Origin of the sequence: Methylobacterium komagatae (assembly GCF_042661665.1) — a bacterium.
GTDB classification, from domain to species: domain Bacteria; phylum Pseudomonadota; class Alphaproteobacteria; order Rhizobiales; family Beijerinckiaceae; genus Methylobacterium; species Methylobacterium komagatae.
Window position 1 is genome coordinate 324,386 of the sequence record NZ_JBHSWN010000001.1, and the last position, 24,275, is coordinate 348,660.

Annotated in this window: 16 protein-coding genes, 2 tRNA genes and 4 pseudogenes; 5 read left to right on the plus strand and 17 right to left on the minus strand. The window is 65.9% G+C overall.

Annotated features, from left to right (window positions below):
• The first annotated feature begins 97 nt into the window (after positions 1–97).
• The gene (locus ACFQE0_RS01610) at positions 98–418 is read left to right on the plus strand and encodes a hypothetical protein (protein WP_378966477.1); all 321 of its coding nucleotides are present in this window, start codon (positions 98–100) and stop codon (positions 416–418) included.
• On the opposite strand, the gene ACFQE0_RS01615 is transcribed toward ACFQE0_RS01610, so the two are convergent.
• From ACFQE0_RS01615 to ACFQE0_RS01635, 5 genes and pseudogenes are all read right to left on the minus strand, one after another.
• Complete coding sequence (locus ACFQE0_RS01615; RefSeq protein ID WP_378966479.1) at positions 379–1,416, minus strand: ABC transporter ATP-binding protein; 1,038 nt, start codon at positions 1,414–1,416, stop codon at positions 379–381. The genes ACFQE0_RS01610 and ACFQE0_RS01615 overlap by 40 nt on opposite strands.
• Positions 1,413–2,411, minus strand: a complete 999-nt coding sequence (locus ACFQE0_RS01620) for an ABC transporter ATP-binding protein (protein ID WP_378966482.1) — start codon at positions 2,409–2,411, stop codon at positions 1,413–1,415. The genes ACFQE0_RS01615 and ACFQE0_RS01620 overlap by 4 nt, the downstream gene beginning before the upstream one ends.
• Positions 2,412–2,421: 10 nt before the next feature.
• Positions 2,422–3,318, minus strand: coding sequence for an ABC transporter permease (locus ACFQE0_RS01625; protein ID WP_378975191.1), 897 nt, complete (start codon positions 3,316–3,318; stop codon positions 2,422–2,424).
• A gap of 20 nt (positions 3,319–3,338) precedes the next feature.
• A pseudogene (locus tag ACFQE0_RS01630) lies at positions 3,339–4,279 on the minus strand (ABC transporter permease).
• A 7-nt stretch (positions 4,280–4,286) separates the two neighbouring features.
• Positions 4,287–5,882, minus strand: coding sequence for an ABC transporter substrate-binding protein (locus ACFQE0_RS01635; protein ID WP_378975193.1), 1,596 nt, complete (start codon positions 5,880–5,882; stop codon positions 4,287–4,289).
• 459 nt (positions 5,883–6,341) lie between these two features.
• On the opposite strand from ACFQE0_RS01635, the gene ACFQE0_RS01640 reads away from it, so the two are divergent.
• From ACFQE0_RS01640 to ACFQE0_RS01650, 3 genes are all read left to right on the plus strand, one after another.
• The gene (locus ACFQE0_RS01640; RefSeq protein WP_378966484.1) at positions 6,342–7,421 is read left to right on the plus strand and encodes an ABC transporter ATP-binding protein; all 1,080 of its coding nucleotides are present in this window, start codon (positions 6,342–6,344) and stop codon (positions 7,419–7,421) included.
• A gap of 113 nt (positions 7,422–7,534) precedes the next feature.
• Positions 7,535–8,548, plus strand: coding sequence for an extracellular solute-binding protein (locus ACFQE0_RS01645; protein ID WP_378966486.1), 1,014 nt, complete (start codon positions 7,535–7,537; stop codon positions 8,546–8,548).
• Between the two features lie 28 nt (positions 8,549–8,576).
• The gene (locus ACFQE0_RS01650) at positions 8,577–10,298 is read left to right on the plus strand and encodes an ABC transporter permease (protein WP_378975195.1); all 1,722 of its coding nucleotides are present in this window, start codon (positions 8,577–8,579) and stop codon (positions 10,296–10,298) included.
• A 69-nt stretch (positions 10,299–10,367) separates the two neighbouring features.
• Here the strand turns inward: ACFQE0_RS01650 and ACFQE0_RS01655 are convergent.
• A pseudogene (locus ACFQE0_RS01655) lies at positions 10,368–11,557 on the minus strand (flagellin N-terminal helical domain-containing protein).
• Between the two features lie 446 nt (positions 11,558–12,003).
• Here ACFQE0_RS01655 and ACFQE0_RS01660 point away from each other — a divergent pair.
• Positions 12,004–12,516, plus strand: a complete 513-nt coding sequence (locus ACFQE0_RS01660; protein ID WP_378966489.1) for a CYTH domain-containing protein — start codon at positions 12,004–12,006, stop codon at positions 12,514–12,516.
• Positions 12,517–12,524: 8 nt separating this feature from the next.
• Here ACFQE0_RS01660 and ACFQE0_RS01665 read toward each other — a convergent pair whose 3' ends face one another.
• From ACFQE0_RS01665 to ACFQE0_RS01715, 11 genes and pseudogenes are all read right to left on the minus strand, one after another.
• Positions 12,525–12,785 carry a DUF6894 family protein gene (locus ACFQE0_RS01665; protein WP_378966491.1) on the minus strand — a complete coding sequence of 87 codons (261 nt, stop codon included), beginning with the start codon at positions 12,783–12,785 and terminating at the stop codon, positions 12,525–12,527.
• Positions 12,786–12,858: 73 nt separating this feature from the next.
• Positions 12,859–13,608 carry an aspartate/glutamate racemase family protein gene (locus tag ACFQE0_RS01670; RefSeq protein WP_378966493.1) on the minus strand — a complete coding sequence of 250 codons (750 nt, stop codon included), beginning with the start codon at positions 13,606–13,608 and terminating at the stop codon, positions 12,859–12,861.
• A gap of 15 nt (positions 13,609–13,623) precedes the next feature.
• Positions 13,624–15,123: an NCS1 family nucleobase:cation symporter-1 gene (locus ACFQE0_RS01675; protein ID WP_378966496.1), complete on the minus strand. Its 1,500-nt coding sequence runs from the start codon at positions 15,121–15,123 to the stop codon at positions 13,624–13,626.
• A 192-nt stretch (positions 15,124–15,315) separates the two neighbouring features.
• A pseudogene (puuE, locus tag ACFQE0_RS01680) lies at positions 15,316–16,374 on the minus strand (allantoinase PuuE); the annotation flags it as partial.
• Between the two features lie 102 nt (positions 16,375–16,476).
• Entirely contained in the window at positions 16,477–17,379 is a 903-nt protein-coding gene (locus tag ACFQE0_RS01685; protein WP_378975197.1) for a LysR family transcriptional regulator, read from the minus strand.
• Positions 17,380–17,583: 204 nt separating this feature from the next.
• Positions 17,584–17,659, minus strand: a tRNA-Val gene (locus ACFQE0_RS01690).
• A gap of 129 nt (positions 17,660–17,788) precedes the next feature.
• Positions 17,789–20,215 carry an endopeptidase La gene (gene lon, locus ACFQE0_RS01695; protein ID WP_378966498.1) on the minus strand — a complete coding sequence of 809 codons (2,427 nt, stop codon included), beginning with the start codon at positions 20,213–20,215 and terminating at the stop codon, positions 17,789–17,791.
• Between the two features lie 242 nt (positions 20,216–20,457).
• Entirely contained in the window at positions 20,458–21,729 is a 1,272-nt protein-coding gene (gene clpX / locus ACFQE0_RS01700) for an ATP-dependent Clp protease ATP-binding subunit ClpX (RefSeq protein ID WP_378966501.1), read from the minus strand.
• 178 nt (positions 21,730–21,907) lie between these two features.
• A complete protein-coding gene (locus ACFQE0_RS01705; RefSeq protein ID WP_378966503.1) occupies positions 21,908–22,537 on the minus strand; it encodes an ATP-dependent Clp protease proteolytic subunit in 630 nt (209 codons plus the stop codon).
• Between the two features lie 126 nt (positions 22,538–22,663).
• Positions 22,664–24,059 (minus strand): annotated as a pseudogene (gene tig, locus ACFQE0_RS01710) (trigger factor).
• Between the two features lie 120 nt (positions 24,060–24,179).
• Positions 24,180–24,264 (minus strand) — tRNA-Leu (locus ACFQE0_RS01715).
• Positions 24,265–24,275 lie beyond the last annotated feature (11 nt).

Consider the following 24,275-nt stretch of genomic DNA (forward strand, 5'->3'; position numbering starts at 1 on the left):
CAGGGTGGCGCGCCCATCGGCCACCTTTTCCCCGATCCGATTTACGACCAGATCGCCCGGCAAAGACGCGGCCGACTGAACCCGGAGGAACCGTTCCTTGAAGAAGACCGCCCTCGCGCTCGCCCTCGCCGTCATGGGCTGGGGCTCCACGGCTCAGGCCGACACGATCACCAAGAGCCGTTTCGGCTGCCACGCGAAAGCGGTGACCGAGCGCCTGTTCCAGCTCGTCCAGGCCGGCGATGAGGCGGGCTTCGGCCAGCTTCTGCAAGCGAACCTCGCCTCGGGAGAGTGCAAGAGCTGGAAGCCGGGGGACGAGGTCGTCCCCCAGTCCAAGACGCTCGGCTATATCTGCCTGACGCCGAAGGATGGCGGCACGTGCTACTGGACGCCCATCAGCGCCGTCGAAGCGGACAAGTGAGCCGTCCCCTCCCCTGACGCCTCGTTGAGGTGGCAGGCCGCCTCGTGCCCACGCCCCACGGACAGGAGCTTCGGCACCTCCGTGCGGCAACGGTCGAAGGCATGCGGGCAGCGGGTGTGAAAGCGGCATCCGGGCGGCGGAGCGATGGGGCTCGGCACGTCGCCCTTCAGCACGATGCGGGTGCGCGCCGCCCCCGGCTCCGGTACGGGCACCGCCGAGAGCAGCGCCTGCGTATAGGGGTGCTTCGGGGCGGTGAAGAGTTCCCGGCGCGGGCCGATCTCCACGATCTTGCCGAGATACATCACGGCGACCCGGTGGGTCATGTGCTCCACGATGGCGAGATCGTGCGAGATGAACAGCATGGCGAGGTGCAGATCGCGCTGGAGGTCGCAGAGCAGGTTGACGATCTGCGCCTTCACCGAGACGTCGAGCGCCGAGACCGCCTCGTCGCAGATGATCAGATCCGGCTCGGCGGCGAGCGCGCGGGCGATGCCGATGCGCTGCCGCTGCCCGCCCGAGAATTCGTGCGGAAAGCGCCCCAGCGCATCGCGCGGCAACCCGACCCGCTCCATCAGGGCGCCAAGACGCGCTTCCATGTCGGCTCGGCCCTTGGCGAGGCCGAAATTGCGGATCGGCTCGGCCAGGATCGCCCGCACCCGCATACGCGGGTTGAGAGACGAGAACGGATCCTGAAACACCATCTGGATCCGGCGGCGCATCGGGCGGAGTGCGCCGTCCGACAATTCGTCTATGCGCTTTCCGCCGAGAACGACCTGACCGGCGGTCGGACGGTAAAGACGCATCAACGCCTTGGCGACAGTGGATTTTCCGCAACCGGACTCACCGACGAGGGACAGGGTTTCCCCTCGCGCCACGGTGAAGGACAGGCCATCCACCGCTTTAAGTACCTTGGCGTCGCGGCCGAACAGGCCACCGCCGAGGGCGAAGTGCTTCTTGAGATCGTTGACTTCGAGCAGGGTCTGATCGTGGCCGCTCATGCCGCGAGGGCGTCCTTCGGCGCGAAATGACAGGCCGCGAGATGCGACGGCCCCTTTTCCTCAAGGGCAGGTGCCGCCTTGCGGCAGATCTCAGCGACCTGAGGGCAACGGCCCGCGAAGACACAGCCCTCGATGCGGGATTTGAGGCTCGGCACCATGCCGGGGATCTCGGCCAGCCGCCCGGTCTCGCCATGTTCGGCGGCCCCGAGGCGGGGCACCGCCCCCATCAGGCCGCGCGTATAGGGATGGCGCGGATTGCGGAACAGGTCGACGACCGAGGCCTCCTCCACCTTCCGGCCCGCATACATGACGACCACGCGGTCAGCGACTTCGGCCACCACGCCGAGATCGTGGGTGATGAGCATGATCGCCGCGCCGACGCGCCGCTTCAGATCGCGCATCAGGTCGAGGATCTGCGCCTGGATCGTCACGTCGAGGGCCGTGGTCGGCTCGTCGGCGATGAGGAGCTTCGGCGAGCAGGCGAGCGCGATGGCGATCATCACCCGCTGCCGCATGCCGCCAGAGAGTTGGTGCGGATATTCCCGAACCCGCCGTTTCGGCTCCGGAATGCCGACGAGGGTCAGCATCTCCACCGCGCGCTCTTCGGCCTGCGCCCGGCTGAGGCCCTGGTGCAGACGTAGCGTCTCGCCGATCTGGCGGCCCACGGTCAGCACCGGATTCAGGCTGGTCATCGGCTCCTGAAAGATCACGCTGATGTCGTTGCCGCGGATCTTGCGCATCTCCCGGTCGGAGAGATCGAGGAGGTTGGTCCCCTGGAAGCGGATCTTCCCCGCGATGGCCGCCGGGGGCTCCGGCAGGAGCCGCAGGATCGACATCGACGTCACCGACTTGCCGCAGCCGGATTCGCCCACGATGGCCAGCGTCTCGCCCGCGCCGATGGCGAAGGATACGCCGTCCACCGCACGGTTGACCCCCTCGGGGGTGCGGAAATGGACCTGGAGACTCTCGATGGAGAGGAGCGGTGCCTCGTTCATGCGCTGCACCTCACACTTCCTTGGCCATGCGGGGGTCGAGGGCATCGCGCAGCCCGTCGCCGACGAGGTTCACCGCGAGCACGGTGAGGGACAGGGCGATGGCCGGGAACAGGATGATGTAGAACTTCACCTGCCAGAGGGCGCGGCCCTCGGCCATGATGTTCCCCCAGGTCGGCACCGAGGGCGGGACGCCCGCGCCGATGAAGGACAGGATCGCCTCGGTGATCATGGCGGAGGCGCAGATATAGGTCGCCTGCACCGTCATCGGCGCGAGGGTGTTGGGCAGGATGTGCCGCCAGATGATCGCGGGCATCCGCGTGCCGGTCGTCACCGCCGCCTCGACATAGGGCTGCTCGCGCAGGGACAGCACCACGCCGCGCACGAGGCGGGCGACGCGCGGGATCTCCGCGATGGTGATGGCGATGATGACGTTCTGCACCGAGCCCCGCGTCAGCGCCATGAGGGCGATGGCGAGCAGGATCGGAGGGATCGACATCATGCCGTCCACGACACGCATGACGATGCCGTCGAGCCAGCGCACCATGCCCGAGACGAGGCCGATGGCGAGGCCGCCGATGGAAGCGAGCACCGCCACCGAGAAGCCGACGAGCAGCGAGACCTGCGCCCCGTAGATCACGCGGCTATAGATATCGCGACCGAGCATGTCGGTGCCGAACCAGAACTGCGCCGAGGGCGGACGCGTGCGCTTGGCCGGAGCCAAGGCGGTGGGATCGACGGTCCAGAGCCACGGGGCCAGCAGGGCCGCGAGCAGGATCAAGGTGAGGATGACGCCGCCCGCCACAACGGTCGGATAGCGCCGGATGAAGCGCCAGACCGGCCCGCGCGCCTTGCGCGGGGGAATGACGTCGGGGAGCGGGGCCGCCACCGCCGGAGCGGCGGCGTCCATCTGCGGAACGGTCGTCGCGCTCAATAGCGAATCCTCGGATCGAGTATCGTGTAGAAGAGGTCGATGGCGAGATTGACCAGCACGTAGGTGAAGCTGAACAGCAGCACGACGCCCTGGATGACGGGGTAGTCCCGGCGCAGGATCGCATCCACCGTCAGCCGCCCGAGGCCGGGGATGGCGAACACCGTCTCCGTCACCACCGCGCCGCCGATCAGCAGCGCGATGCCGATGCCGATGACCGTGACGATGGGCACCGCCGCGTTCTTCAGGGCATGGACGAACAGGATCTTGCGTTGGGCGAGGCCCTTGGCGCGGGCGGTGCGCACGTAATCCTGGCTCAGCACGTCGAGCATGGTGGCCCGCGTCACCCGTGCGATCAGCGCGATGTAAACGAGTCCGAGGGTCACCGAGGGCAGGATCAGGTTCGACAGCCAGGGCCAGAGCCCCTGGGACAGGGGGTGTAACCCTGCACCGGCAGCCAATTGAGCTGCAACGCGAAGATGTAGGCCAGCACGTAGCCCACCACGAAGACGGGCACGGAGAAGCCCGTCACCGCGATGCCCATCACCAACCGGTCGATCAGGCTGCCCGCCTTCCACGCCGCCACGACGCCCAACGGCACCGCGACGACGATGGCGAAGACGAGCGTGACGAGCATGAGCGATACGGTCGGCTCGACCCGCTGCGAGATCAGGGTCGTCACCGGCAGGTTGGTGAAGATCGAGATGCCGAGATCGCCGTGCAGGATCCGCCACGCCCATTCGCCGAAGCGGACGAGGAACGGGCGATCCAGGCCGAGCGAGGCGCGGATGCGCTCGATATCGGCTGGGGTTGCCTGATCGCCCGCGATGATGGCGGCGGGGTCGCCGGGCGAGAGGTAGAGGAGGCTGAAGACGAACAGCCCCACCACCGCCATCACCGGAATCGTGGCGAGGATCCGCCGCGCAATATAGCCGAGCATCGGAGCCTCAGGTCTTGGACACGCCCCAGGCGAAGGGAAGCGGCCCCTTCACGATGCCCGTCACGTTCGAGCGCCACGCCTGATAGCCGAGGAAGAAGCCGGTCGGCGCGAAGACCACGCCGTCCAGGGCGGCGGCGTTGGTCTTGTCGATCGCCGCCTTCTCGGACTTCTCGTCCGACGCATCGAACCATTCAGCGATCCCGGCCTCGACCGCAGGCACGTTCGGCCAGCCGAACCACGCCTTGTCGCCGTTGGCGCGCACCGCTGGATAGCCCGCCGGATTGATGGCATCCGCCCCCGCGTGCCACGTGTGGAACATGTTCCACCCGCCCTGCGCGACCGGTGTCTTGGAAGCCCGGCGGGTGCCGACCGTGCCCCAATCGGTGGCGACGAAATCGACGTTGAAGCCCATCTGCTTCAGCAGGTCGGCGGTGATGTCGCCCTGCGCCTTGGTGATCGGCTGGTCCTGCGCGACGATGCACACGACCTTCTCGCCCTTGTAGCCCGCCTCCTTCAGCATCTTCTTGGCGGTCTCGATGTCGCCCTTGCCGACCTTGGCGCCACCCGCCTCGCTGTAGAGCGCGGTGCCCGGGGTGAAGAAGCCCGGCAGCGGCTTCCACAGGGCATCGTCGTCACCGACGATGGCGCGCATGTAATCCTCCTGGTTCATGCCCACGAGGACGGCCTGCCGGATCTTCGGGTTGTCGAAGGGCGGGTGCAGGTGGTTCATCCGGAACGAGCCGACATTGCCCAGCGGGTCGGCGATATCGACCTTGATGTCCTTGTTCTTGCGCAGGAGCGGGACGAGGTCGGGGATCGGATTCTCCCACCAATCGACCTCGCCGTTCTGCAGCGCTGCCGAGGCGGTTGCGGCGTCGGGCATGATCACCCACTCGACCCGGTCGACCAGCATCCGCTTTCCGCCTGCGAGCCAGGAGGCCGGCTCGTCGCGGGTCACGTAATCCTTGAAGGTCTCGAAGGCGGCGCGAGCGCCGGGCACCCACTCGTTCTTCAGGAACTTCATCGGCCCGGAGCCGACATATTCGGTGATCTGCGTGAACGGGTCCGTCTTGGCGATCCGCTCCGGCATAATGAACGCGCCGGGGACGTTGGTCTTGCCCAGCGCGAAGAGCAGCTTCGGGAAGGGCTTGCGCAGGCGCCAGCGGAAGGTGGTGTCATCGACGGCCGCCAGCTCGTCCTGGATGCCCTTGATCATGCCGCCGATGGGGTCGCGGCCCATCCACCGGTTGAGGCTCGCCACCACGTCCTTGGCGAGGACCGGCTCGCCGTCGTGGAATTTCAGGCCGGGGCGGAGCTTGAACGTCCAGGTGAGGCCATCGGCGCTCACCTCTTCGGAGCCGACCATCTGCCGCTGCGGCTTCAGGTTGGTATCGACCCCGTAGAGCATGTCCCATACGAGAACGCCCGCGTTGCGGACCACGTATTGGGTGCCCCACACGGGATCGAAGTTCGCGAGGTTCGCCTGCGGCACGAAGCGAAGGACCTTGGCCCCCTGCGCCAGGGCCGGTGTGGCGAGGCGCGGTGCCGCGAGACCGGCGGCGCCCAGGGCGGCGGAGCTTTTGAGGAAGGTCCTGCGGTCCATCATCGTCTCCTGGCCGGAATGTTCAGGCCGTTGTCATCAAGCATGATCAGGCCACATGCCGGGGCGGCCGTCTCAGCGGGTGGGTCGGTCGTTGGAGCCCGCGCGACACCCGTTGAGGGTGAGGCGTGCCCGCAGCGAGGGGGCACGCATCCGCGCGACGGTCGGTGAGATCCCGGCATTGCCGAGCTCGGTTGCGGTCTTGCAAGCACCGGGCCACCGTAGCCGTCTTCTCCGTCGTTCGGGCGAGGGCGACGCTACCCTACGAGCTTGGCGCCCGTCGTCCAGGGGATCGACGAACGAGTGACATTCTTCCCCCAGGAAACAACTCTGGGGAACATCCTTCCAAGGGTTCGCGCAATCCCGGCGGATCATTCGGGATGATGCATGGCGCCTCACACGTTCCTCTGCCAACACGCGGGTGACGCGAGCCAGGCTCGTGGTCTCGCGCCGGGAGCATCGATGAACGGGTCGGGGGGACACAGCACAGCGCCAGAGCAGGCGCGGCTCGACGTGGCCGAGGTCAGCCGCCGCTTCGGCGGCAACCTCGCCCTCGACCGCGTCTCGCTCACGCTGGCGGCCGGTGAGATCCTGGCGGTTCTGGGCGATTCCGGCTGCGGGAAGAGTACGCTTCTGCGCCTCATCGCCGGCCTCGATACGCCGGATGGCGGGACGATCCGCATCGACGGGCGCGTGGTGGCCGGACGGGGCGCCTTCGTTCCCCCGGAGGCGCGGGGCATCGGCCTGATGTTTCAGGACTACGCGCTGTTCCCTCACCTCACCGTGCTGGCCAACGTCCGGTTCGGATTGAACCGTCTGCCCAATGCAGAGGCAGAGTCGGTTGCGATGGAGCGCCTCCGCGAGGTCGGGCTGGCTGACCGCACGGCCAGCTACCCGGCGGACCTCTCGGGTGGCGAGGCGCAGCGGGTCGCCCTGGCGCGCGCCCTGGCCCCGCGCCCGCGCGTGCTACTTCTGGACGAGCCCTTCTCGAACCTCGATTCCGGCACGCGGGAGCGGGTCCGCGCCGACACCCTCGCCGTCCTTCGGCAGACGGGGATGAGCGCGATCCTCGTCACCCACGACGCCGCGGAGGCGGTGGAGATCGCCGATCGCATCGCGCTGATGCGCGCGGGGCGCCTCGTTCAATCCGGTACGGCCGAGGCGCTCTACCGCGCGCCCGCCAGCCCCTTCGCCGCCCGTGCCCTCGGCGACATCATCGAGATCCCCGGCCAGGCCGTCGGCGGACGGATCGAGACGCCGCTCGGCCCCCTCGCCGCGCCCCCGTCGCTCGCCGCAGGCGCGGTGCGGGTCTGCTTGCGCCCGGAAGCGATCCGCCTCCTGCCCGAGGGCGAGGGTGTACCCGGCCGCGTCCTGCGACGGGCTTTCGCGGGCTCGCTTGCCCGCCTCGACCTCGCCGTCGCGGGGCTCGACGCGCCCCTGCGGCTGACCGTGCCCCAGGCACACGACACCACCGAACGCGTCGGCCTCGCCGTCGCTTCCGAACTCGCGCATGTCTTCGCCGGCACGGACGACGGACACTGAAACGGAGCCTAAATCGCAAGTATAATTAGAATACTTACAAACAAAGCGCGCTTGCCTGAGCGCATCACGCTGTGTATCGCTCTGTTCCTATAGTTGAACCGGGGGATTTTAGCGTGTCTCGTCTCGGCATGATTGCTCTGCTCGCAGGGCTTGGCTCGGCTGGAATTTCCCAAGCGGCGGAGGTCAACCTCTACACCACCCGCGAGCCGGGATTGATCAAGCCGCTGATCGAGGCCTACGCGGCCAAGAGCAACGTGAAGGTCAACACGGTCTTCGTGGAGAAGGGCTTGGCCGAGCGCGTCGCGGCCGAGGGCGCCCGCTCCGGCGCGGATGTCGTGATGACCGTCGATATCGGCAATCTGATCGAGTTGGTGGACCGCGACCTCGCGCAGCCCGTGCGCTCACAGGCGCTCGAATCGGCGGTGCCCGCCGCCCTTCGCGATCCCGAGGGGCGCTGGTTCGGCCTCTCCATGCGCGCCCGTGTCCTCTACGCGGACAAGGATCTGAAGGACCTGGGAAGCGCGACCTATGAGTCGCTTGCCGATCCGCAATGGAAGGGGAAGGTCTGCATCCGCTCGGGGCAGCACCCCTACAACACGGCGTTGGTCTCGGCCTTCCTCGTCCGGCACGGGGCAGACAAGACCGAGGCGTGGCTGAAGGGCGTGAAGGCGAACCTCGCCCGCAAGGCGGCGGGCGGCGACAGAGACGTGGCCCGCGACATCGCCGCCGACCTGTGCGAGGTCGGGCTCGGCAATTCCTACTATGTCGGCCTGATGCGGTCCGGGCGTGGCGGACCGGACCAGCAGAAATGGGGCGATGCGATCAAGGTGATCCTGCCGACCTTCGAGGGCGGCGGCACCCACGTGAACGTGTCGGGCGCGATCGTCGCCAAGAACGCGCCGAACCGCGACGAGGCGGTGAAGTTCCTGGAATATCTCGTTTCCGACGAGGCCCAGGCGCTCTATGCCCGCACCGATTACGAGTATCCCGTGAAGCCCGACGCGGCGGTCGATCCGCTGCTGTCGTCCTTCGGCTCGCTCACCATCGATTCGACGCCTCTGATCGAGATTGCTCGCAACCGGAAGGCGGCGAGCCTCCTCATCGACAAGGTCGGGTTCGACAACTGACGGACCATCTCCTTCCGTGATCCCTGCGATCCCCGTCGCCCGGCTATTTGGTTGGGCGGCGTTCGGTGTCCTCGTCATGGCGCTTCTGGCGCCGGTTCTCTCCCTCGCCGTCGCGGCGTTGGAAGGCACGGGGGAACTGTGGCCGCATCTCGTCGCCTACGTGCTGCCCCAGGCCCTTCGCGACACCGCCCTGCTCCTCGTCGGCGTCGGGCTCATGGTGATCGGGCTCGGGGCCGGGGCGGCGTGGCTCGTCGCGGCCTTCGACTTTCCGGGCCGCCGCTTCGTCGAGGCCGCCCTGCTCCTGCCGCTGGCTGTCCCGACCTATGTGGTCGCCTACGCCTATCTCGACCTCATGCATCCGCTCGGGCCGGTGCAGAGCGGCTTGCGCGCCCTGTTCGGTCTGGCGAGCCCGCGAGACCTTCCCTTCCCGGATCTGCGCACCTTGCCCGGATGCATCCTGCTGCTGGGCTTCGTCCTCTATCCGTATGTCTATCTTCCGACGCGGGCGCTGTTCCTGATGCGCGCAGGGTCACTCCTGGAGGCGGCGCGCATGCTCGGCGCGGGGCCCGTCCGCAGCTTTCTGCGCGTCGCGCTGCCTCTGGCCCGCCCAGCGGTCGCCCTCGGCACCGGACTCGCCTTGATGGAGGCGGTCAACGATGTCGGCGCAGCCGAATTTCTTGGAGTCCGTACCCTCACCGTGCAGGTCTATGCCACCTGGGTGAACCGCTCGGACTTACCCGGCGCGTCGCAGATCGCCCTCGTCATCCTGGGCAGCATCCTGCTCTTCGTGGGCCTGGAACGCGTCGCCCGTGGCGGACGCGGCTATGCGGGAAGCGGACGCCGCGAACAGGCGATGGCACGTCGCCACCTCACCGGCTGGCGTGGCGGGCTTGCCCTCGGCCTCGGTCTCGTCCCTGTCGTCATCGGCTTCGCGGCACCGGCGGGCTACCTTCTGGCCTCGGCCCTTCGTCGTGCGCTGAGCGTCGGCCTTCCCGCGAGCCTCCTCGCGGAGACGGCCAACACCATCCTCTATGCCGGGCTCGCGACCATGCTGGTCGTCAGCGTCGGGCTCCTCGTCGCGGCCGCGCCGACGCTCCTGAATCCCCGGGCGGGCAAGGCGCTCATCAGGATGGCGGGGCTCGGCTATGCCATGCCGGGCACCGTGCTCGCGGTCGGCCTGCTCGGACCCCTCGCCCTGCTCGATGCCACCCTGGCCGATGGGCTGGGCCTCGGCGGCACCGGACCGGCCCTGGTCGGGCTCGGCACGGGGGCGGCCCTGGTGATCGGCTACGGCCTGCGATTCCTGACGATCTCCGTTGGTGCGACGGAAGCGGGCCTCGCCCGCATTCCCCGCAGCATTCCGGACGCGGCACGGATGCTGGGGCGCGGTCGGCTCGCGACGCTGATCGGCGTGCAACTGCCCCTCGTCAGGCCCGCGCTGCTGAGCGGCGCCCTGCTGGTCTTCGTGGACATCGCCAAGGAATTGCCGCTGACGCTGCTGCTGCGGCCGCTGAATGTCGAAACCTTGAGCACCCATCTCTACGGGGAAGCCGCACGCGGCACCTACGAGGACGGCGCGGCAGCCGCGTTGTTGATCGTGGCCATCGGCCTGATCCCGGTCGCGACGCTCATTGGGCTCGACCGGGCCAGCACGGGCCGTAAGCTCGGGAAGGCCCCCGTCGCACGACGGGACATACTGGCGCGCGCCCTGGAAATCTCAGCGGAGCCGGATGGCCGGAGAGTCGGCTGAAGGATTGAAACAGAAAAGCGGCCGCACCGGAGTGCGACCGCATTCTGACTAGCTCGTAGGCGCCCCGGATTAGCGGAGGAGCTGGAGGATACCCTGCTGAGCCTGGTTGGCGAGCGACAGGGCGGAGATGCCCAGCGACTGGCGGGTCGAGAGGGCCTGAGAGTTCGCCGCCTCGGCGTTGAGGTCGGCGTTCGTCAGGTTCGCGGAGCCCGTGTCGAGCACGTTGATCAGGTTCTTGGTGAAGTCCTGACGGTTCTGCACGACCGAGAGGGCCGAGCCGAAGGTCGAGGGCTCGACCGCAGAGAGTTCGACGCCGTGGTCAGGCTGTTCAGGGTGGTGTTGATGTCCTTGTTGAGCAGGAAGTTGCCCTGACCCACGGTACCGGCGGCGGAGCTGCCGGTGATCGCCTTCAGGCTCAGGCCGTTCGAAGTCGCGTCGGTCGCGGTGACCGTAAGGTTCGAGTTGCCCTTGGCGTTGAAGTTGATCGTCAGGTTGTTGTTGGTGCCCTTACCGCCGATCAGGTTCGTGCCGTTGAAGCTCGCGTCACTGGCCAGCTGATCGATCTGGGTCAGCAGGCTGTTGTACTGTGACGCGAGGGCAGAACGGGCGGACACGCCGGAAACCGTGAGGTCGGCGCTCTGCGCCACCGCCGTGGTGGCGCCGTAGGCCGTGGTCGAACCCGAACCGGCCGCGAAGCCGAGGTTCGTCTGGTCGGCGGTGGTGTTGAACTCGACATCCGAGCTCGCGTTCATCACGATCTTGGTGCCGGTCGAGTCCTTCGAGAAGCTGCCCGCGCCGACCGCCGTGTTGAGGGCCGTGATGGCCTGATCGATCGTGGCGCTGGTCGGGATGGTGGCCGAGGTCGAGGTGCCGTTCACGAACAGGTTGATGGTCGTGGCGGCGGTGGTGTTGGCGCTGAACGCCGTCGAAGCCGTGCCGTTGGTGGTGATCTGGGTCGAGATCGCCTGGTTGGCGACGGACTTGGCCTGATCCACCAGCTTCTGGATGGAGGTGATACCCTGGTTGGCCGCCTGGATCGCCTGCACGCCGTTGGAGATGCCGTCGAGCAGGCTCGACAGATCGCCCGACCGCTGGTCGAGGGCCTGCGAGGTGAAGAAGGTGACCGGGTTGTCGAGGGCCGAGGAGACCTTCTTGCCGGTGGCAAGGCGGTTCTGGGTGGTGGCCGTCAGAGACGCCGTATCCTGCAGCGACAGCAGGTTCTGACGGGTGGCCGCGGTGAGAGTAACGCCGTTCGACACTTTATTTGATCCTTACTAGATCCTAAACCCGTCGTTTTTGATGGGTGAGTGTTTCTAGACGTGTCTCTACTTCGATGAAATGAATAGATTGGATTTCGCTCACGCATCCGTGAGCGTAGTTAATCAAGTATTGTGGCTCCTCAATTCATGCAGCCGATATGCCCGCTCAGATGTCAAATCGCCGCCAGTGCATCGCAGACGCCGACACTGCCAAGTCTTAATTCTGGCCGCGGGCGACCTACCAAGGCAGGGCTGACATGAGACGGTCCTGTCGAAGGGCTTTTCGTTGGCGACACGTGAGGCCGCGAAGGTTTTTGCCCGACTCGACAAATCGTGACGGGTCGGGTGCGCGTCATGCGCCACCATACCACCACAACGTAGCGTGAGGGGACTGACCGTTAGCTTTCGATGCGGTAACACCCGCCCTCCGAAGGGGCCGGAGACTCATGCGCCTAGAGATTGAGCGGAAGTTTTTGGTGGCGCATGACGGCTGGCGCTCCGCTGTGGCGTCCGTGCGGCATCTCAAGGATGGGCTCGTCGGGCATTTCGCACGCGGCAAGGTTCGCGTCCGCCTGGATGGCGAACAGGCCTGGCTCACGGTCAAAGGCGCCCGCGACGGCATCGCTCGCCCGGAATTCGAATACGAGATCCCTTACGACGACGGACGCTCGATGCTGGATCAGGTCTGCACCGGCCGGGTGATCGAGAAGGTTCGCCACTGCGTGCCTCACGAGGGGCTGATGTGGGAAGTGGATGTCTTCCAGGGCGCCCTGTCCGGCATGGTCTTCGCCGAGGTGGAGCTCGACGACCCCGCCCAACACTACGTGCGGCCCGACTGGCTCGGTGAGGAGGTGACGGGCGACATCCGGTTCCGCCAATCCACCCTTCTACACCTGTGCAATGAGGCCGACCGGCGCGTCACCATGGCAGACGTGCTCAAGCTGTCCGCGACAGCCTGAGCACGACATTAGCTTGCATCGCCATTCAAACGGAGCCCGGCGAAGGTCAGCGTCGCCGTGTAGACGATCGAGCCGGTCTCATTGCGCACCAGCACCGTGAAGGCCTGCTTATCGCCGTCCCGTGGGATTTCCCAGCGCCCGATCTCAGGCAAAGTCGCCATCGCCTGCACGCGAGCGGCCTCGAAATCGGGGCAAATGGTGCCCTCATCGTCACGCTCGAAGCCATGGTGACGATTGCCGTTGTGCACGTCGAAGAAGTAGCGCGGCAACCTCGCCTCCGTGTCCCGGCTCTACACGGGTAACCCGGTACGGGGATCACAGTTCGCCGCGCATGGGGGAGACCTAACCCCTGCCCGCTCCGTCCGGCTTCGTGCCGCCGAGCAGGCTTTCGAGAGCCGCCCCGAGATGGATGCTCTCCATCGGTGCGGGAACCGGGCGAGCGTAGGGCGTCCGCACAGCCGCGAGCGAGGCGCGGATGCCCGCTTCCACCGAACAGATGACGGGCACCGGCACCTGCGGCTGCAACCGGGCCGCGAGACCAGCCAATGCCGCACCGCCGAGGATCACCGCCTCGGCCCGGTCCTTCTCCACGCACTCACGGCAGGCCGCAGCGAGCATGGACAGGGCACCCTCCGGGTCCTTGGCGATTTCACCACCGGTGCGCTCCACCGTGCGGATACCAGCGAGACCGTCGCCGAGGCCGAACCCGGCGACGATCTCCTCCAGCATCGGCTTCCAGAGGGCGCCACCCGTCACGATGGCGTAGCGCCCTGCTGTCCGCTGCGCTACGAGGCACGAGGCTTCGAGCATCCCCACCACCGGGACGGGCGAGACCTCGCGCAGGGCCAGGAGGCCCGGATCACCGAAGCAGGCGATGAAGACCGCATCGCAGCCCTTTCCATGCTCGGCGAAGGCATCGAGGGCTGCGTGCCCGGCAATGGCCAGGGCCGCGCGGCTCGCGATGTAGGTCGCGCCGAACCGGGCCGTCACCGGCACGAAGGTCGCCGCGTCGCCCGCCACCGCCGCGACCCGGTCCGCCACGAGGGCCGTAACCGAAGCGCTGGTGTTCGGATTGAGCAGGAGGATGCGCATGGAATTTCTCTCGGCTCAGGCGGGCTGCGCCGCGAGGTTGGGTCGCCGCCGCATGATGGCGGTGTAGATCACGAAGCCCAGGCCGCAGCCGATGAACCACGTGAAGTTCGCCACGCTTTCGAAGCCGGGCAACAGCACGCAGGCGACCGGTATGAGCGCCGAGGGGATGATCGCTGTGACGGCGGCACGGTTATAGCCGTTCGTGTACCAGTAAGTCCCGGCCGGGCTCATCGTGTAGAGGTCGTCCAGGACGATCTTCTGCTTCCGCACGAGGTAGAAGTCGGCAATCAGGATGCCGAAAAGCGGGCCGATGAACGCGCCGAGGACGTCGAGCGTGTAGTGGATCACGGCCGGGTTGTTGTACAGGTTCCAAGGGGTGATGAAGATCGAGCCGACCGCCGCGATCATTCCGCCCATCCGCCAGGAAATCCGCTTCGGCGAAACGTTCGAGAAATCGAAGGCGGGCGAGACGAAATTCGCGACGATGTTGATGCCGATCGTCGCCGTCATGAAAGTCAACGCGCCGAGAACCACCGCGAAGGTGCTATCGATGCGGCTCACCGTCTCGACGGGATCCGTGATGAGGTGACCGAAGACCGGGACCGTCGCCGAAGCCGTGATGACGGTGAGCAGCGAGAAGCCGAGGAAGTTCACCGGCAGGCCCCAGAAATTACCCTTCTTCACCGCCTCGAAGCTCGCCCCATAGCGCGAGAAATCACCGAAGTTCAGCATCGGGCCGGAGAAGTACGAGACCACCAGGGCGATGGCGTTAATCATCACCGGAAGAGCATCCCAGCCCGTGTACTTCACCGCGCCGAGATTCAGGCCGATTTGATCGATGCCGGCCTTGGCGACGAGATAGGCGGCGAGCGCGATCATCACGACGTAGACCGCCGGTCCCGCCCAGTCGATGAAGACGCGGATCGCTTCCATGCCCCGCCAGAAGACCAGCGCCTGCAGAACCCAGAGGGTCATGAAGGCGGACCAGCCGAGGGTCGAGAGTCCGGCGAAGCCATGTTGCTTCACGTCCGCATAAGGCATCAGCTCGGGGTAGAAGCGGAGCGCAACGACCGTAAGCGCCGCCGAGGCGAGATAAGTCTGAATGCCGTACCATGCCACCGCGATGAGCCCGCGGATGATGGCCGGGATGTTCGCCCCCTTTACGCCGAACGAGGCGCGGCAGATGACCGGGTAGGGCGTACCGGTGACCTGGCTCGGCTTAGCGACGAGATTGCAGAAGATCTGCACGATCACGATGCCGATGAGCAGGGCGATGAGCACCTGCCAGCTCACGAGGCCCAAAGAGAACAGGCTACCCGCCGTTACATAGCCGCCGACGCTGTGCACGTCTGACATCCAGAAGGCGAAGATGTTGTAGGTGCCCCAGGTTTGCTTGCGCAGCGGGGCGAGGTCTTCATTGACGAGGTTCGGATCGTAACTCGGTTTGATGACGACGGTTTCCCGCTCATCCGACACGGCCGCGCTGGCTCCTGCCGCTTCGATGTTTGCGTACATCGCGTTTCTCCCTGCTCGATGAGGGGCCCTGTTGCCGGGCCTTGTCGTCAGCGCGGCGCCGGTACGCGGCGTCCTGCGCAAAAGCTATGCCTAACGGTTCCGTGATTGATCACCGCCGATGAGGCTATCGAGTTTGCTGAGGAAGGCATCGCTCTCGGCCTCCGCCAAGCCTGCCCCCGCGAAGACCCGCGCAAGCCCGGCAGCCGCATCTGCTTCCGGACCCAAACCCTTGGCATGGACCATCTCTGCGAACGCCCTGCCCTCTCCGGGGAGAACCGCGCCGAAGACCTGCGCGAAGAGCGCCTGCCCCATCCGGCTTGGGCGATAACCGCCCTCGGGCGGGTGCTCGGCGACCCAGTGGCGGGCGATGTCGAGGCGGGTGGCCACCCAGGCGTCGGAATGCCCGGCCACGTAATCGAGGAAGCGCTCCAGGGCCGCCATGCGCCCAGGCCGCCCGACGAGGCGGCAATGAAGCCCCACCGACATCATGCCCGCCCGGCCCTCACCACCCTCACGATAGAGGACGTCGAAGGAATCCTTGAGGTAGGCGAAGAACTGGTCGCCGCTGTTGAAGCCCTGCGGCGTGGCGAACCGCATATCGTTGGCATCGAGGGTGTAGGGGACGATGAGTTGCTGTCGCCCGCCGATCGTCACCCAGTAGGGCAACTCGTCGGCATAGGAATCGGCGAGGTACAGAAAGCCGCCCTCGGCCGCACCGATGGCCAGGGTGTTGGCGGATGTCCGCCCCTGATAGAGCCCCTGCGGCCGTATTCCCGTCAGCGCCGTCTGCATCGCGACGGCGGCGTCGATATCGGCACGCTCATCGTCCGGGGTGTGGTCGCGATAGTCGATCCAGCGCAGACCGTGGGTCGCGATTTCCCAATCGGCCTCGACCATCGCCGCAACCGCCTCGGCGTTGCGCTGCATGGCGGCGGCCACGCCGAACACGGTCACCGGCATGTTGCGACGGGTGAAGGCTCGCCATAGGCGCCAGAAGCCCGCGCGAGCGCCGTACTCGTAGATCGATTCCATGTTCGCGTGGCGCTTGCCGAGCCACGGCTGAGCGCCGACGATCTCGGACAGAAACGCTTCGGACGCCGCGTCCCCGTGAAGGATGCAGTTCTCGGCGCCTTCCTCGTAATTCACGACGAACTGGACGGCGACGCGCTTGCCCCGGGGCCAGCGCGGATCGGGCCTGCAGCGCCCGTAACCCACCATATCGCGGGGATAGTCCTGATCGAGGTCGAACATGGCGTGATCCCCCCGTTGAAGCGATTGATAGACGCCTTCGGGATCCGTGGTCCAATATGTTGTTCGGCTCGATTGATAGGTTTTTCGGTTTGATCGACCCTCTCACCCGCCCTGGAAGCATTCAACCATGCCGGGCGCTTCGGCGCGCAACAGGGTGAGGAAGTTATCGACCACTGGTCCCTTCCGCGTGTGGTGCAAGGCATAGACATCCGCCGACAGGAAGGGCGGATCGAAGGGCAGCACGACGACGCCTGGATGGTGCAGTCGCCCGATGAATTCGGGAATGATCGCGAGGCCGAACCCGGCGGCGACGAGGCTGACGAGGGAGGAGGCTTCCCGCACCTGTTGCGAGACATCCGGCGTGAACCCCTTGGCGACACAGGCCCGAAAGATTTCCTCCGCGAAGCGAGAGCTTTCGAGCCGGAGCGAGATCAGCCGCTCATCGCGGACAACATCGATTGAGACGCTCCTCGCGCTGGCATGGGGGTGGCCAGCGGGGAGCGCGATGCACAGCCGCTCGCGCCACGCGATCTCCCGGACGAGATCTGGATCGTCGGGCGGGCTGCGCAGGAAACTGAGATCGGTGCGATGCGACTTGAGGGCGATGATCTGATCCCCCGGCGACATCTCATGGATGCGCACGTCTACGCCGCGGTATTGCTGTTCGAAGGCACGGATCAGAGAGCCGAGGGGGCCGACCAGGACCGAACTCGTCATCCCGATGTTGAGGATGCCTGCCGTGCCGGTTCCGATGGTCCGCGCCCGATCGACGGCATCGGCAGCCTGAATCAGGATCGCGCGGGCATTCCGCAGAAAATCCTCTCCCGCCGCCGTCAAAGTCACGCGTCGGCTCGTCCGCTCGAACAGGTTCACACCAATTTCGAGTTCGAGATCGCGGATCTGCTGGCTGAGCGGCGGCTGGGACACGCCCAGACTGTTGGCGGCTGCCGTAAAGCTGAGGTGCTCCGCCACGGCGGAGAAATACCGAAGATGCCGAAGCTCCATGATCCGAGCCATCTGAAATCCGAATGGATCAGATCACGGCCGGTGTTTGACGTCTAGCTCGGCTTTCGCACGAGTGGTGACGTCAGCTCTCCGACGAACTCCCGAAAAGGGCATCACCAAAGATTATGTTGATGATAAAGCCTCGTCGGCGCGCCATTCGCAAGCAACCGACTAGGATCCACTTGCCAAAGGCAATGGATCCTTTGGTGGGCGGTGACGGGCTCGAACCGCCGACCCTCTCCGTGTAAAGGAGACGCTCTACCAACTGAGCTAACCGCCCGACGCGGCGGATCGATACGGCATTGATGCGTCGTGACGCAAGAGCCAAGCGTGACGACGGGCCCCGGCATGAAAAAGCCCGAAGCCGTTTCCGGCTCCGGGCTGTGTTCTCAGCGAAACCCTCAGACCCTTAGTGGGCGATGAAGGCGGCGCCGTCTTCTTCCGTGCGGGCAGGCTTCACCGGCGGCAGCGGCTCATCCCACTCGATCGGCTCGGGCTGACGAACCAGGGCTCGCTGGAGAACCTGATCCATCCGCGAGACAGGAACGATCTCAAGACCGTTCTTCACGCTGTCGGGCACCTCCGCGATGTCCTTGGCGTTCTCCTCGGGGATCAGCACCGTCTTGATGCCACCGCGGAGGGCGGCGAGCAGCTTCTCCTTCAGGCCACCGATCGGCAACACGCGACCGCGCAGGGTCACCTCACCCGTCATCGCCACATCCCGACGGATCGGGATACCCGTGAGGGTCGAGATGATGGCCGTGGCCATCGCGATACCGGCGGACGGTCCGTCCTTCGGGGTTGCCCCCTCCGGCACGTGGACGTGAATGTCCCGACGGTCGAAGAAGGGCGGCTCGATGCCGAAGTCGAGGGCACGGGAGCGGACGTAGCTCGCCGCCGCCGAGATCGACTCCTTCATCACGTCCTTCAGGTTGCCGGTTACCGTCATCTTGCCCTTCCCGGGCATCATGACGCCTTCGATCGTCAGCAACTCGCCGCCGACCTCGGTCCAGGCCAGACCCGTGACCACGCCGACCTGATCTTCGGCATCGATCTCGCCGTAGCGGAACTTCGGCGGGCCGAGGAAGACCGGTAGGTTCTCTTCATTGGCGACGACCGACTTCGCCTTGGTGATCAGGATCTCCTTCACCGCCTTGCGGGCGAGGTTGGAGATCTCGCGCTCCAGGTTGCGGACGCCGGCTTCCCGCGTGTAGCGGCGCACCAGCATCATCAGCCCGTCATCGGTGATCGACCACTCCTTCTTGTCGAGGCCATGCTTCTTCATGGCACTCGGGATCAGGTGCTTGCGGGCGATCTCGACCTTCTCTTCCTCGGTGTAACCGGCGATGCGAATGATCTCCATCCGATCCATCAACGGCGCCGGGATGTTGAGCGTGTTCGCCGTCGTCACGAACATCACGTTCGACAGGTCGTAATCGACCTCGAGGTAATGGTCGTTGAACGTCGAGTTCTGCTCGGGATCCAGCACCTCAAGGAGGGCCGCCGACGGGTCGCCGCGGAAATCCATGCCCATCTTGTCGATCTCGTCGAGCAGGATGAGCGGGTTGGACGTCTTCGCCTTCCGCATCGACTGAACGATCTTGCCGGGCATCGAGCCGATATAGGTCCGGCGGTGACCACGGATCTCGGCCTCGTCACGCACGCCACCGAGCGACATGCGCACGAACTCGCGACCCGTCGCCTTGGCGATGGACTTACCGAGCGAGGTCTTGCCGACGCCGGGAGGACCGACGAGGCACAGGATCGGACCGGTGAGCTTGTTCGCCCGCTGCTGCACGGCGAGGTACTCGACGATCCGCTCCTTGACCTTGTCGAGGCCAAAATGGTCCTCGTCCAGCAGCGCCTGGGCGCCGAGAAGATCCTTCTTGATCTTCGAGCGCTTGCCCCACGGAATGCCGAGCATCCAGTCGAGGTAATTGCGGACGACGGTGGCCTCGGCGGACATCGGCGACATCTGGCGCAGCTTCTTCAGCTCGGCCGTCGCCTTCTCGCGGGCCTCCTTCGAGAGCTTGGTCTTCTCGATCTTCTCCTCGAGTTCAGCCAGCTCGTCGCGGCCATCCTCGGAGTCGCCCAGCTCCTTCTGGATCGCCTTCATCTGCTCGTTGAGGTAGTATTCGCGCTGCGTCTTCTCCATCTGCCGCTTCACGCGGGTGCGGATGCGCTTCTCAACCTGCAGCACGGAGATCTCGCTCTCCATCAGCGACAGCACCTTCTCGAGGCGCTGGGCGACGGTGGGCGTCTCCAAGATGCCCTGCTTATCGGCGATCTTGACAAGCAGATGCGAGCCGATCGTATCGGCGAGCTTGGACGGCTCGTCGATCTGCGTCACGGCGGAGACGACCTCGGGGGAGATCTTCTTGTTGAGCTTGACGTAGTTCTCGAACTCCGAGAGCACCGAACGCGCAAGCGCCTCGGCCTCGACCTGATCGCCGAGCTCGTCATGGAGCGCCAGCGCAGTCGCCTCGTAATATTCGTCGGAGCGGGTGAAGCTCGCGATCTTGGCACGGCCGACGCCCTCGACCAGCACCTTCACGGTGCCGTCGGGCAGCTTCAGAAGCTGAAGGACGCTGGCCAGCGTGCCGATCTTGTAGATCGCATCGGTGGCCGGATCGTCGTCACCCGCATTGATCTGGGTGGCAAGGAGGATATGGCGGTCGGAGCGGACAGCCTCTTCCAGCGCACGAATGGACTTTTCGCGCCCCACGAAGAGCGGCACGATCATGTGCGGGAACACGACGATGTCGCGCAGGGGAAGGACGGCGTAAGAGCCCGTCGAGCCCGGGATGACCGGCTGGCGCGATTTCGACTGGGTCATAACGGAAACCTCATCAGGAATGCCGGGCTCGCCGCTCCTCCGCAAACGGGAGCAAGCATGCTGCCACGGCCGACCGGGCCGCGAGGGTCTTGGATCAGGGAAACTGTGCGGCTGGTGACGCGGTACCGTGCCTCGAAGGAGCGTACGGCCACCGCGCTGAGCCTGAGATGATACCGCCCCGTACGCCTTTCAAGGAGAGCGGGACGGAGCAGCCCAGCGTACAACGCCGGGCTGTCTCGTCTTTACGCGCTGACGCTGGCAGGCGCTTCCTTGCCACGCTCGCCATGGATGTAGAGCGGGCGCGACTTGCCCTCGACCACCTCGGGGCCGATGACCACCTGCTCGACGGACTCGAGGCCCGGCAGGTCGTACATCGTGTCGAGAAGGATGGTCTCCAGGATCGACCGCAGGCCGCGGGCGCCGGTCTTCCGCTCGATCGCCTTGCGGGCGACGAGGGACAAGGCCTCGTCCTGGAACGTGAGGTCCACGTTCTCCATCTCAAACAGGCGCTGGTACTGCTTCACCAGGGCGTTCTTCGGCTCCTGAAGGATCTTCTTCAGGGCAGCCTCGTCGAGATCCTCGAGGGTCGCCAGTACCGGCAAGCGGCCGACGAACTCGGGGATGAGGCCGAACTTCAGCAGATCCTCCGGCTCGACCGAGCGGAAGATCTCACCGGTGCGGCGATCATCGGGGGCCTGCACGGTCGCGCCGAAGCCGATCGAGGTACCCTTGCCGCGCTGGGAGATGATCCGCTCCAGCCCCGCGAAGGCGCCGCCGCAGATGAACAGGATGTTCGTGGTGTCGACCTGCAGGAACTCCTGCTGCGGGTGCTTGCGGCCGCCCTGCGGAGGCACGGAGGCGACAGTGCCTTCCATGATCTTCAGGAGCGCCTGCTGCACACCCTCGCCCGACACGTCGCGGGTGATCGAGGGGTTGTCCGACTTGCGGGAGATCTTGTCGATCTCGTCGATGTAGACGATGCCGCGCTGGGCGCGCTCGACATTGTAGTCGGACGCCTGAAGCAGCTTGAGGATGATGTTCTCGACATCCTCACCGACGTAACCGGCCTCGGTCAGGGTCGTGGCGTCCGCCATGGTGAACGGCACGTCGAGGATGCGGGCCAGCGTCTGCGCGAGCAGCGTCTTGCCCGAGCCCGTCGGCCCGATCAGCATGATGTTGGACTTGGCCAGCTCGACGTCGTTGTGCTTCGTCGCGTGGGCGAGCCGCTTGTAGTGGTTGTGCACCGCGACCGAGAGGACCTTCTTCGCGAAATCCTGGCCGATGACGTAGTCATCGAGGACGCGGCGGATCTCCTTCGGCGTCGGCACCCCGTCGCGGCTCTTCACCAGAGAGGACTTCGACTCCTCCCGGATGATGTCCATGCACAGTTCGACGCACTCGTCGCAGATGAACACCGTCGGGCCGGCGATGAGCTTACGGACCTCGTGCTGGCTCTTGCCGCAGAACGAGCAATACAGCGTGCTCTTGGAGTCGTTGCCGCCAGACTTGCTCATATCGGTCTCCGATTCCCCACGTGCGCTGCCGGCAAAGGGGCACACGTCAATGTCGTGAAACGTAAGGGGGTTCGCTTAAAGAAACAGTGTGCTGCGCGCCTTTGACCGCGTGGTCACATCCCCCGATGCAAACACGCTGCCGCGGCAGGATCAAGGCCGCGGCAGCGCGCCATACCGATCAGGCGGTAGCGGCGGGCTCAGGCCGCTTTTGAATGACCTCGTCGATCAGGCCGAACTCCTTGGCCGCATCGGCGGTCATGAAGTTGTCCCGCTCGAGCGCGGTGTGAATTGCCTCGTACTCGCGGCCCGTGTGCTTCACGTAGATCTCGTTGAGGCGCCGCTTCAGGGCCTCGATCTCGCGGGCATGGATCAGGATGTCGGTCGCCTGGCCCTGGAAGCCGCCGGAGGGCTGGTGGACCATGATCCGCGCGTTCGGCAGGGCGAACCGGTGACCGGGCTCGCCGGCCGTCAACAGGAGCGAGCCCATCGAAGCGGCCTGGCCGACGCAGAGCGTCGTCACCGGGCAGCGGATGAACTGCATCGTGTCGTAGATCGAGAGCCCCGAGGTCACCACGCCGCCGGGCGAATTGATGTAGAAGGAAATTTCCTTCTTCGGGTTCTCGGCCTCGAGAAACAGAAGCTGCGCGACGATGAGCGACGCGCCGTAATCCTCGACCGGGCCGGTCAGGAAGATGATCCGCTCACGCAGCAGGCGGGAGTAGATGTCGAAGGCGCGCTCGCCGCGGCTCGATTGCTCGACCACCATCGGCACGAGGGCATTGTTGTAGACGTCGATCGGGTCTCTCATCTCATCCTGCCCTGGGGGTGAGGCCCGGGGCCCGCCGAATCACGGGCCCCCAGGCATTTCAGCGAACAACGGCGATGCTTAACCATCGCCTAATCTCATTGCCCGCTGCCCAAGGAAGGAGCGGGCTCAGTCGGCCGAATCGGCCTTCGCAGCCGGCTTATCACCGGTCGTGTCGTCTTCCTCGTCGTCGGCGAACAGGGCGTCCTTCGCGACGGGCTCTTCCGTGACTTTGACCTGACCGAGGACGTGGTCAACCACCTTTTCCTCGAACAGGGGGGCCCGCAGCTCCGCGAGCGCCTGTGCGTTCTTACGGTAGAAGTCCCAAACCTGCTGCTCCTGGCCCGGGAACTGCCGCACCCGAGCGATGAGGGCCTGATTGACCTCTTCGTCCGAGACCTTGATATCGGCGCTCTCGCCGACCTGCGCAAGCACAAGACCCAGACGCACGCGGCGCTCGGCAATCTTGCGGTACTCGGCCTTCGCCTTTTCCTCGTCGGTGCCCTCGTCCTCGAAGGTCTTGCCGCGGGTCTTCAGGTCCTGTTCGACCTGGGCCCACACGGCAGCGAATTCCTGCGCGACCAGCGACGGGGGCAGCTCGAAGGCGTACTTGCCGTCCAGGGCGTCGAGGAGTTCCTTCTTGAGACGGCGGCGCGAGGCGGCCTCGTAGTCGCTGCCGATCGCCTTGGAGATCGCGTCCTTCAGATCGGCCAGCGAGTCCATGCCCATGGTCTTGGCGAACTCGTCGTCGATCTTGGCCTCGCCAGGCTGCTGGATCTTCGTGACCGTCACGTCGAACTCGGCATCCTTGCCGGCAAGCTGCTCGGCGCCGTACTCGGCCGGGAAGGTCACCTTCACAAGGCGCTGCTCGCCGACCTTGGCGCCGACGATCTGATCCTCGAAGCCGGGGATGAAGGTGTTCGAGCCGAGTTCGAGGTCGATGCCCTCGCCCTTGCCGCCCTGGAACTCCTCGCCGTCGATACGGCCGACGAAATCGATGGTGACGCGGTCGCCCTTCTCGGCGGTGGCGCCTTCCTCACGCTCGGTGAAGGGGCGGCTCTGGCCGGCCATCCGCTCGAGCGCCTCGTTGACCTCCTCGTCGGAGGGGGTGGCGACGAGCTTGGTCAGGCTCACGTCCGAGAGGTCGGCGAGCTCGAAGCTCGGCATCACCTCAAGGGCGACCTTGAAGGCGAGGTCGGCCTTGGCGTCCAGCGCCTTCTCGACCTCTTGCTGGTCGGACGGGAACTCGATCTGCGGCTCGAGGGCGAGCTTCAAGTTGTTATCCGTGACGATCTTGCGATTCGCCTCGTTCACGGCGTTCTGGACGACATCGGCCATCACCGAGCGGCCATAGACCTTGCGCAGATGGGCGACCGGCACCTTGCCGGGGCGGAAGCCCTTCGAGCTGCACCTTGTCCTTCATGCCGGCGAGTTCGCTGGTCAGGCGCTCCTCGAGTTCCTGGGCGGCCAGCAGGACCTGATATTCCCGCTTGAGCCCCTGGGTGTTGATCTCGGTGACCTGCATCGTCGTCGCTCTTCCAGAATCGTTTGCGGCCTCGCCCCATCGAAACCGGGTCGAGGTTCTGCGGCGGCAGGGGATCGGGCGTCGGCAAGCAGGGGCGAACCCCGCCGTCCCGGGCGGGGCTGGTGCGGGCGGAGGGGCTCGAACCCCCACGTCTTGCGACACTGGAACCTAAATCCAGCGCGTCTACCAGTTCCGCCACGCCCGCGCGCGCCGACA

Coding starts and splice junctions, on each gene's coding strand:
- ACFQE0_RS01705 (WP_378966503.1), bottom strand. CDS start 22,537: ATGAGAGACCCGATCGACGTCTACAACAATGCCCTCGTGCCGATGGTG.
- ACFQE0_RS01670 (WP_378966493.1), bottom strand. CDS start 13,608: ATGCGCATCCTCCTGCTCAATCCGAACACCAGCGCTTCGGTTACGGCC.
- ACFQE0_RS01685 (WP_378975197.1), bottom strand. CDS start 17,379: ATGGAGCTTCGGCATCTTCGGTATTTCTCCGCCGTGGCGGAGCACCTC.
- ACFQE0_RS01660 (WP_378966489.1), top strand. CDS start 12,004: ATGCGCCTAGAGATTGAGCGGAAGTTTTTGGTGGCGCATGACGGCTGG.
- ACFQE0_RS01620 (WP_378966482.1), bottom strand. CDS start 2,411: ATGAACGAGGCACCGCTCCTCTCCATCGAGAGTCTCCAGGTCCATTTC.
- ACFQE0_RS01625 (WP_378975191.1), bottom strand. CDS start 3,318: ATGGACGCCGCCGCTCCGGCGGTGGCGGCCCCGCTCCCCGACGTCATT.
- lon (WP_378966498.1), bottom strand. CDS start 20,215: ATGACCCAGTCGAAATCGCGCCAGCCGGTCATCCCGGGCTCGACGGGC.
- ACFQE0_RS01675 (WP_378966496.1), bottom strand. CDS start 15,123: ATGTACGCAAACATCGAAGCGGCAGGAGCCAGCGCGGCCGTGTCGGAT.
- ACFQE0_RS01615 (WP_378966479.1), bottom strand. CDS start 1,416: ATGAGCGGCCACGATCAGACCCTGCTCGAAGTCAACGATCTCAAGAAG.
- ACFQE0_RS01640 (WP_378966484.1), top strand. CDS start 6,342: ATGAACGGGTCGGGGGGACACAGCACAGCGCCAGAGCAGGCGCGGCTC.
- clpX (WP_378966501.1), bottom strand. CDS start 21,729: ATGAGCAAGTCTGGCGGCAACGACTCCAAGAGCACGCTGTATTGCTCG.
- ACFQE0_RS01635 (WP_378975193.1), bottom strand. CDS start 5,882: ATGGACCGCAGGACCTTCCTCAAAAGCTCCGCCGCCCTGGGCGCCGCC.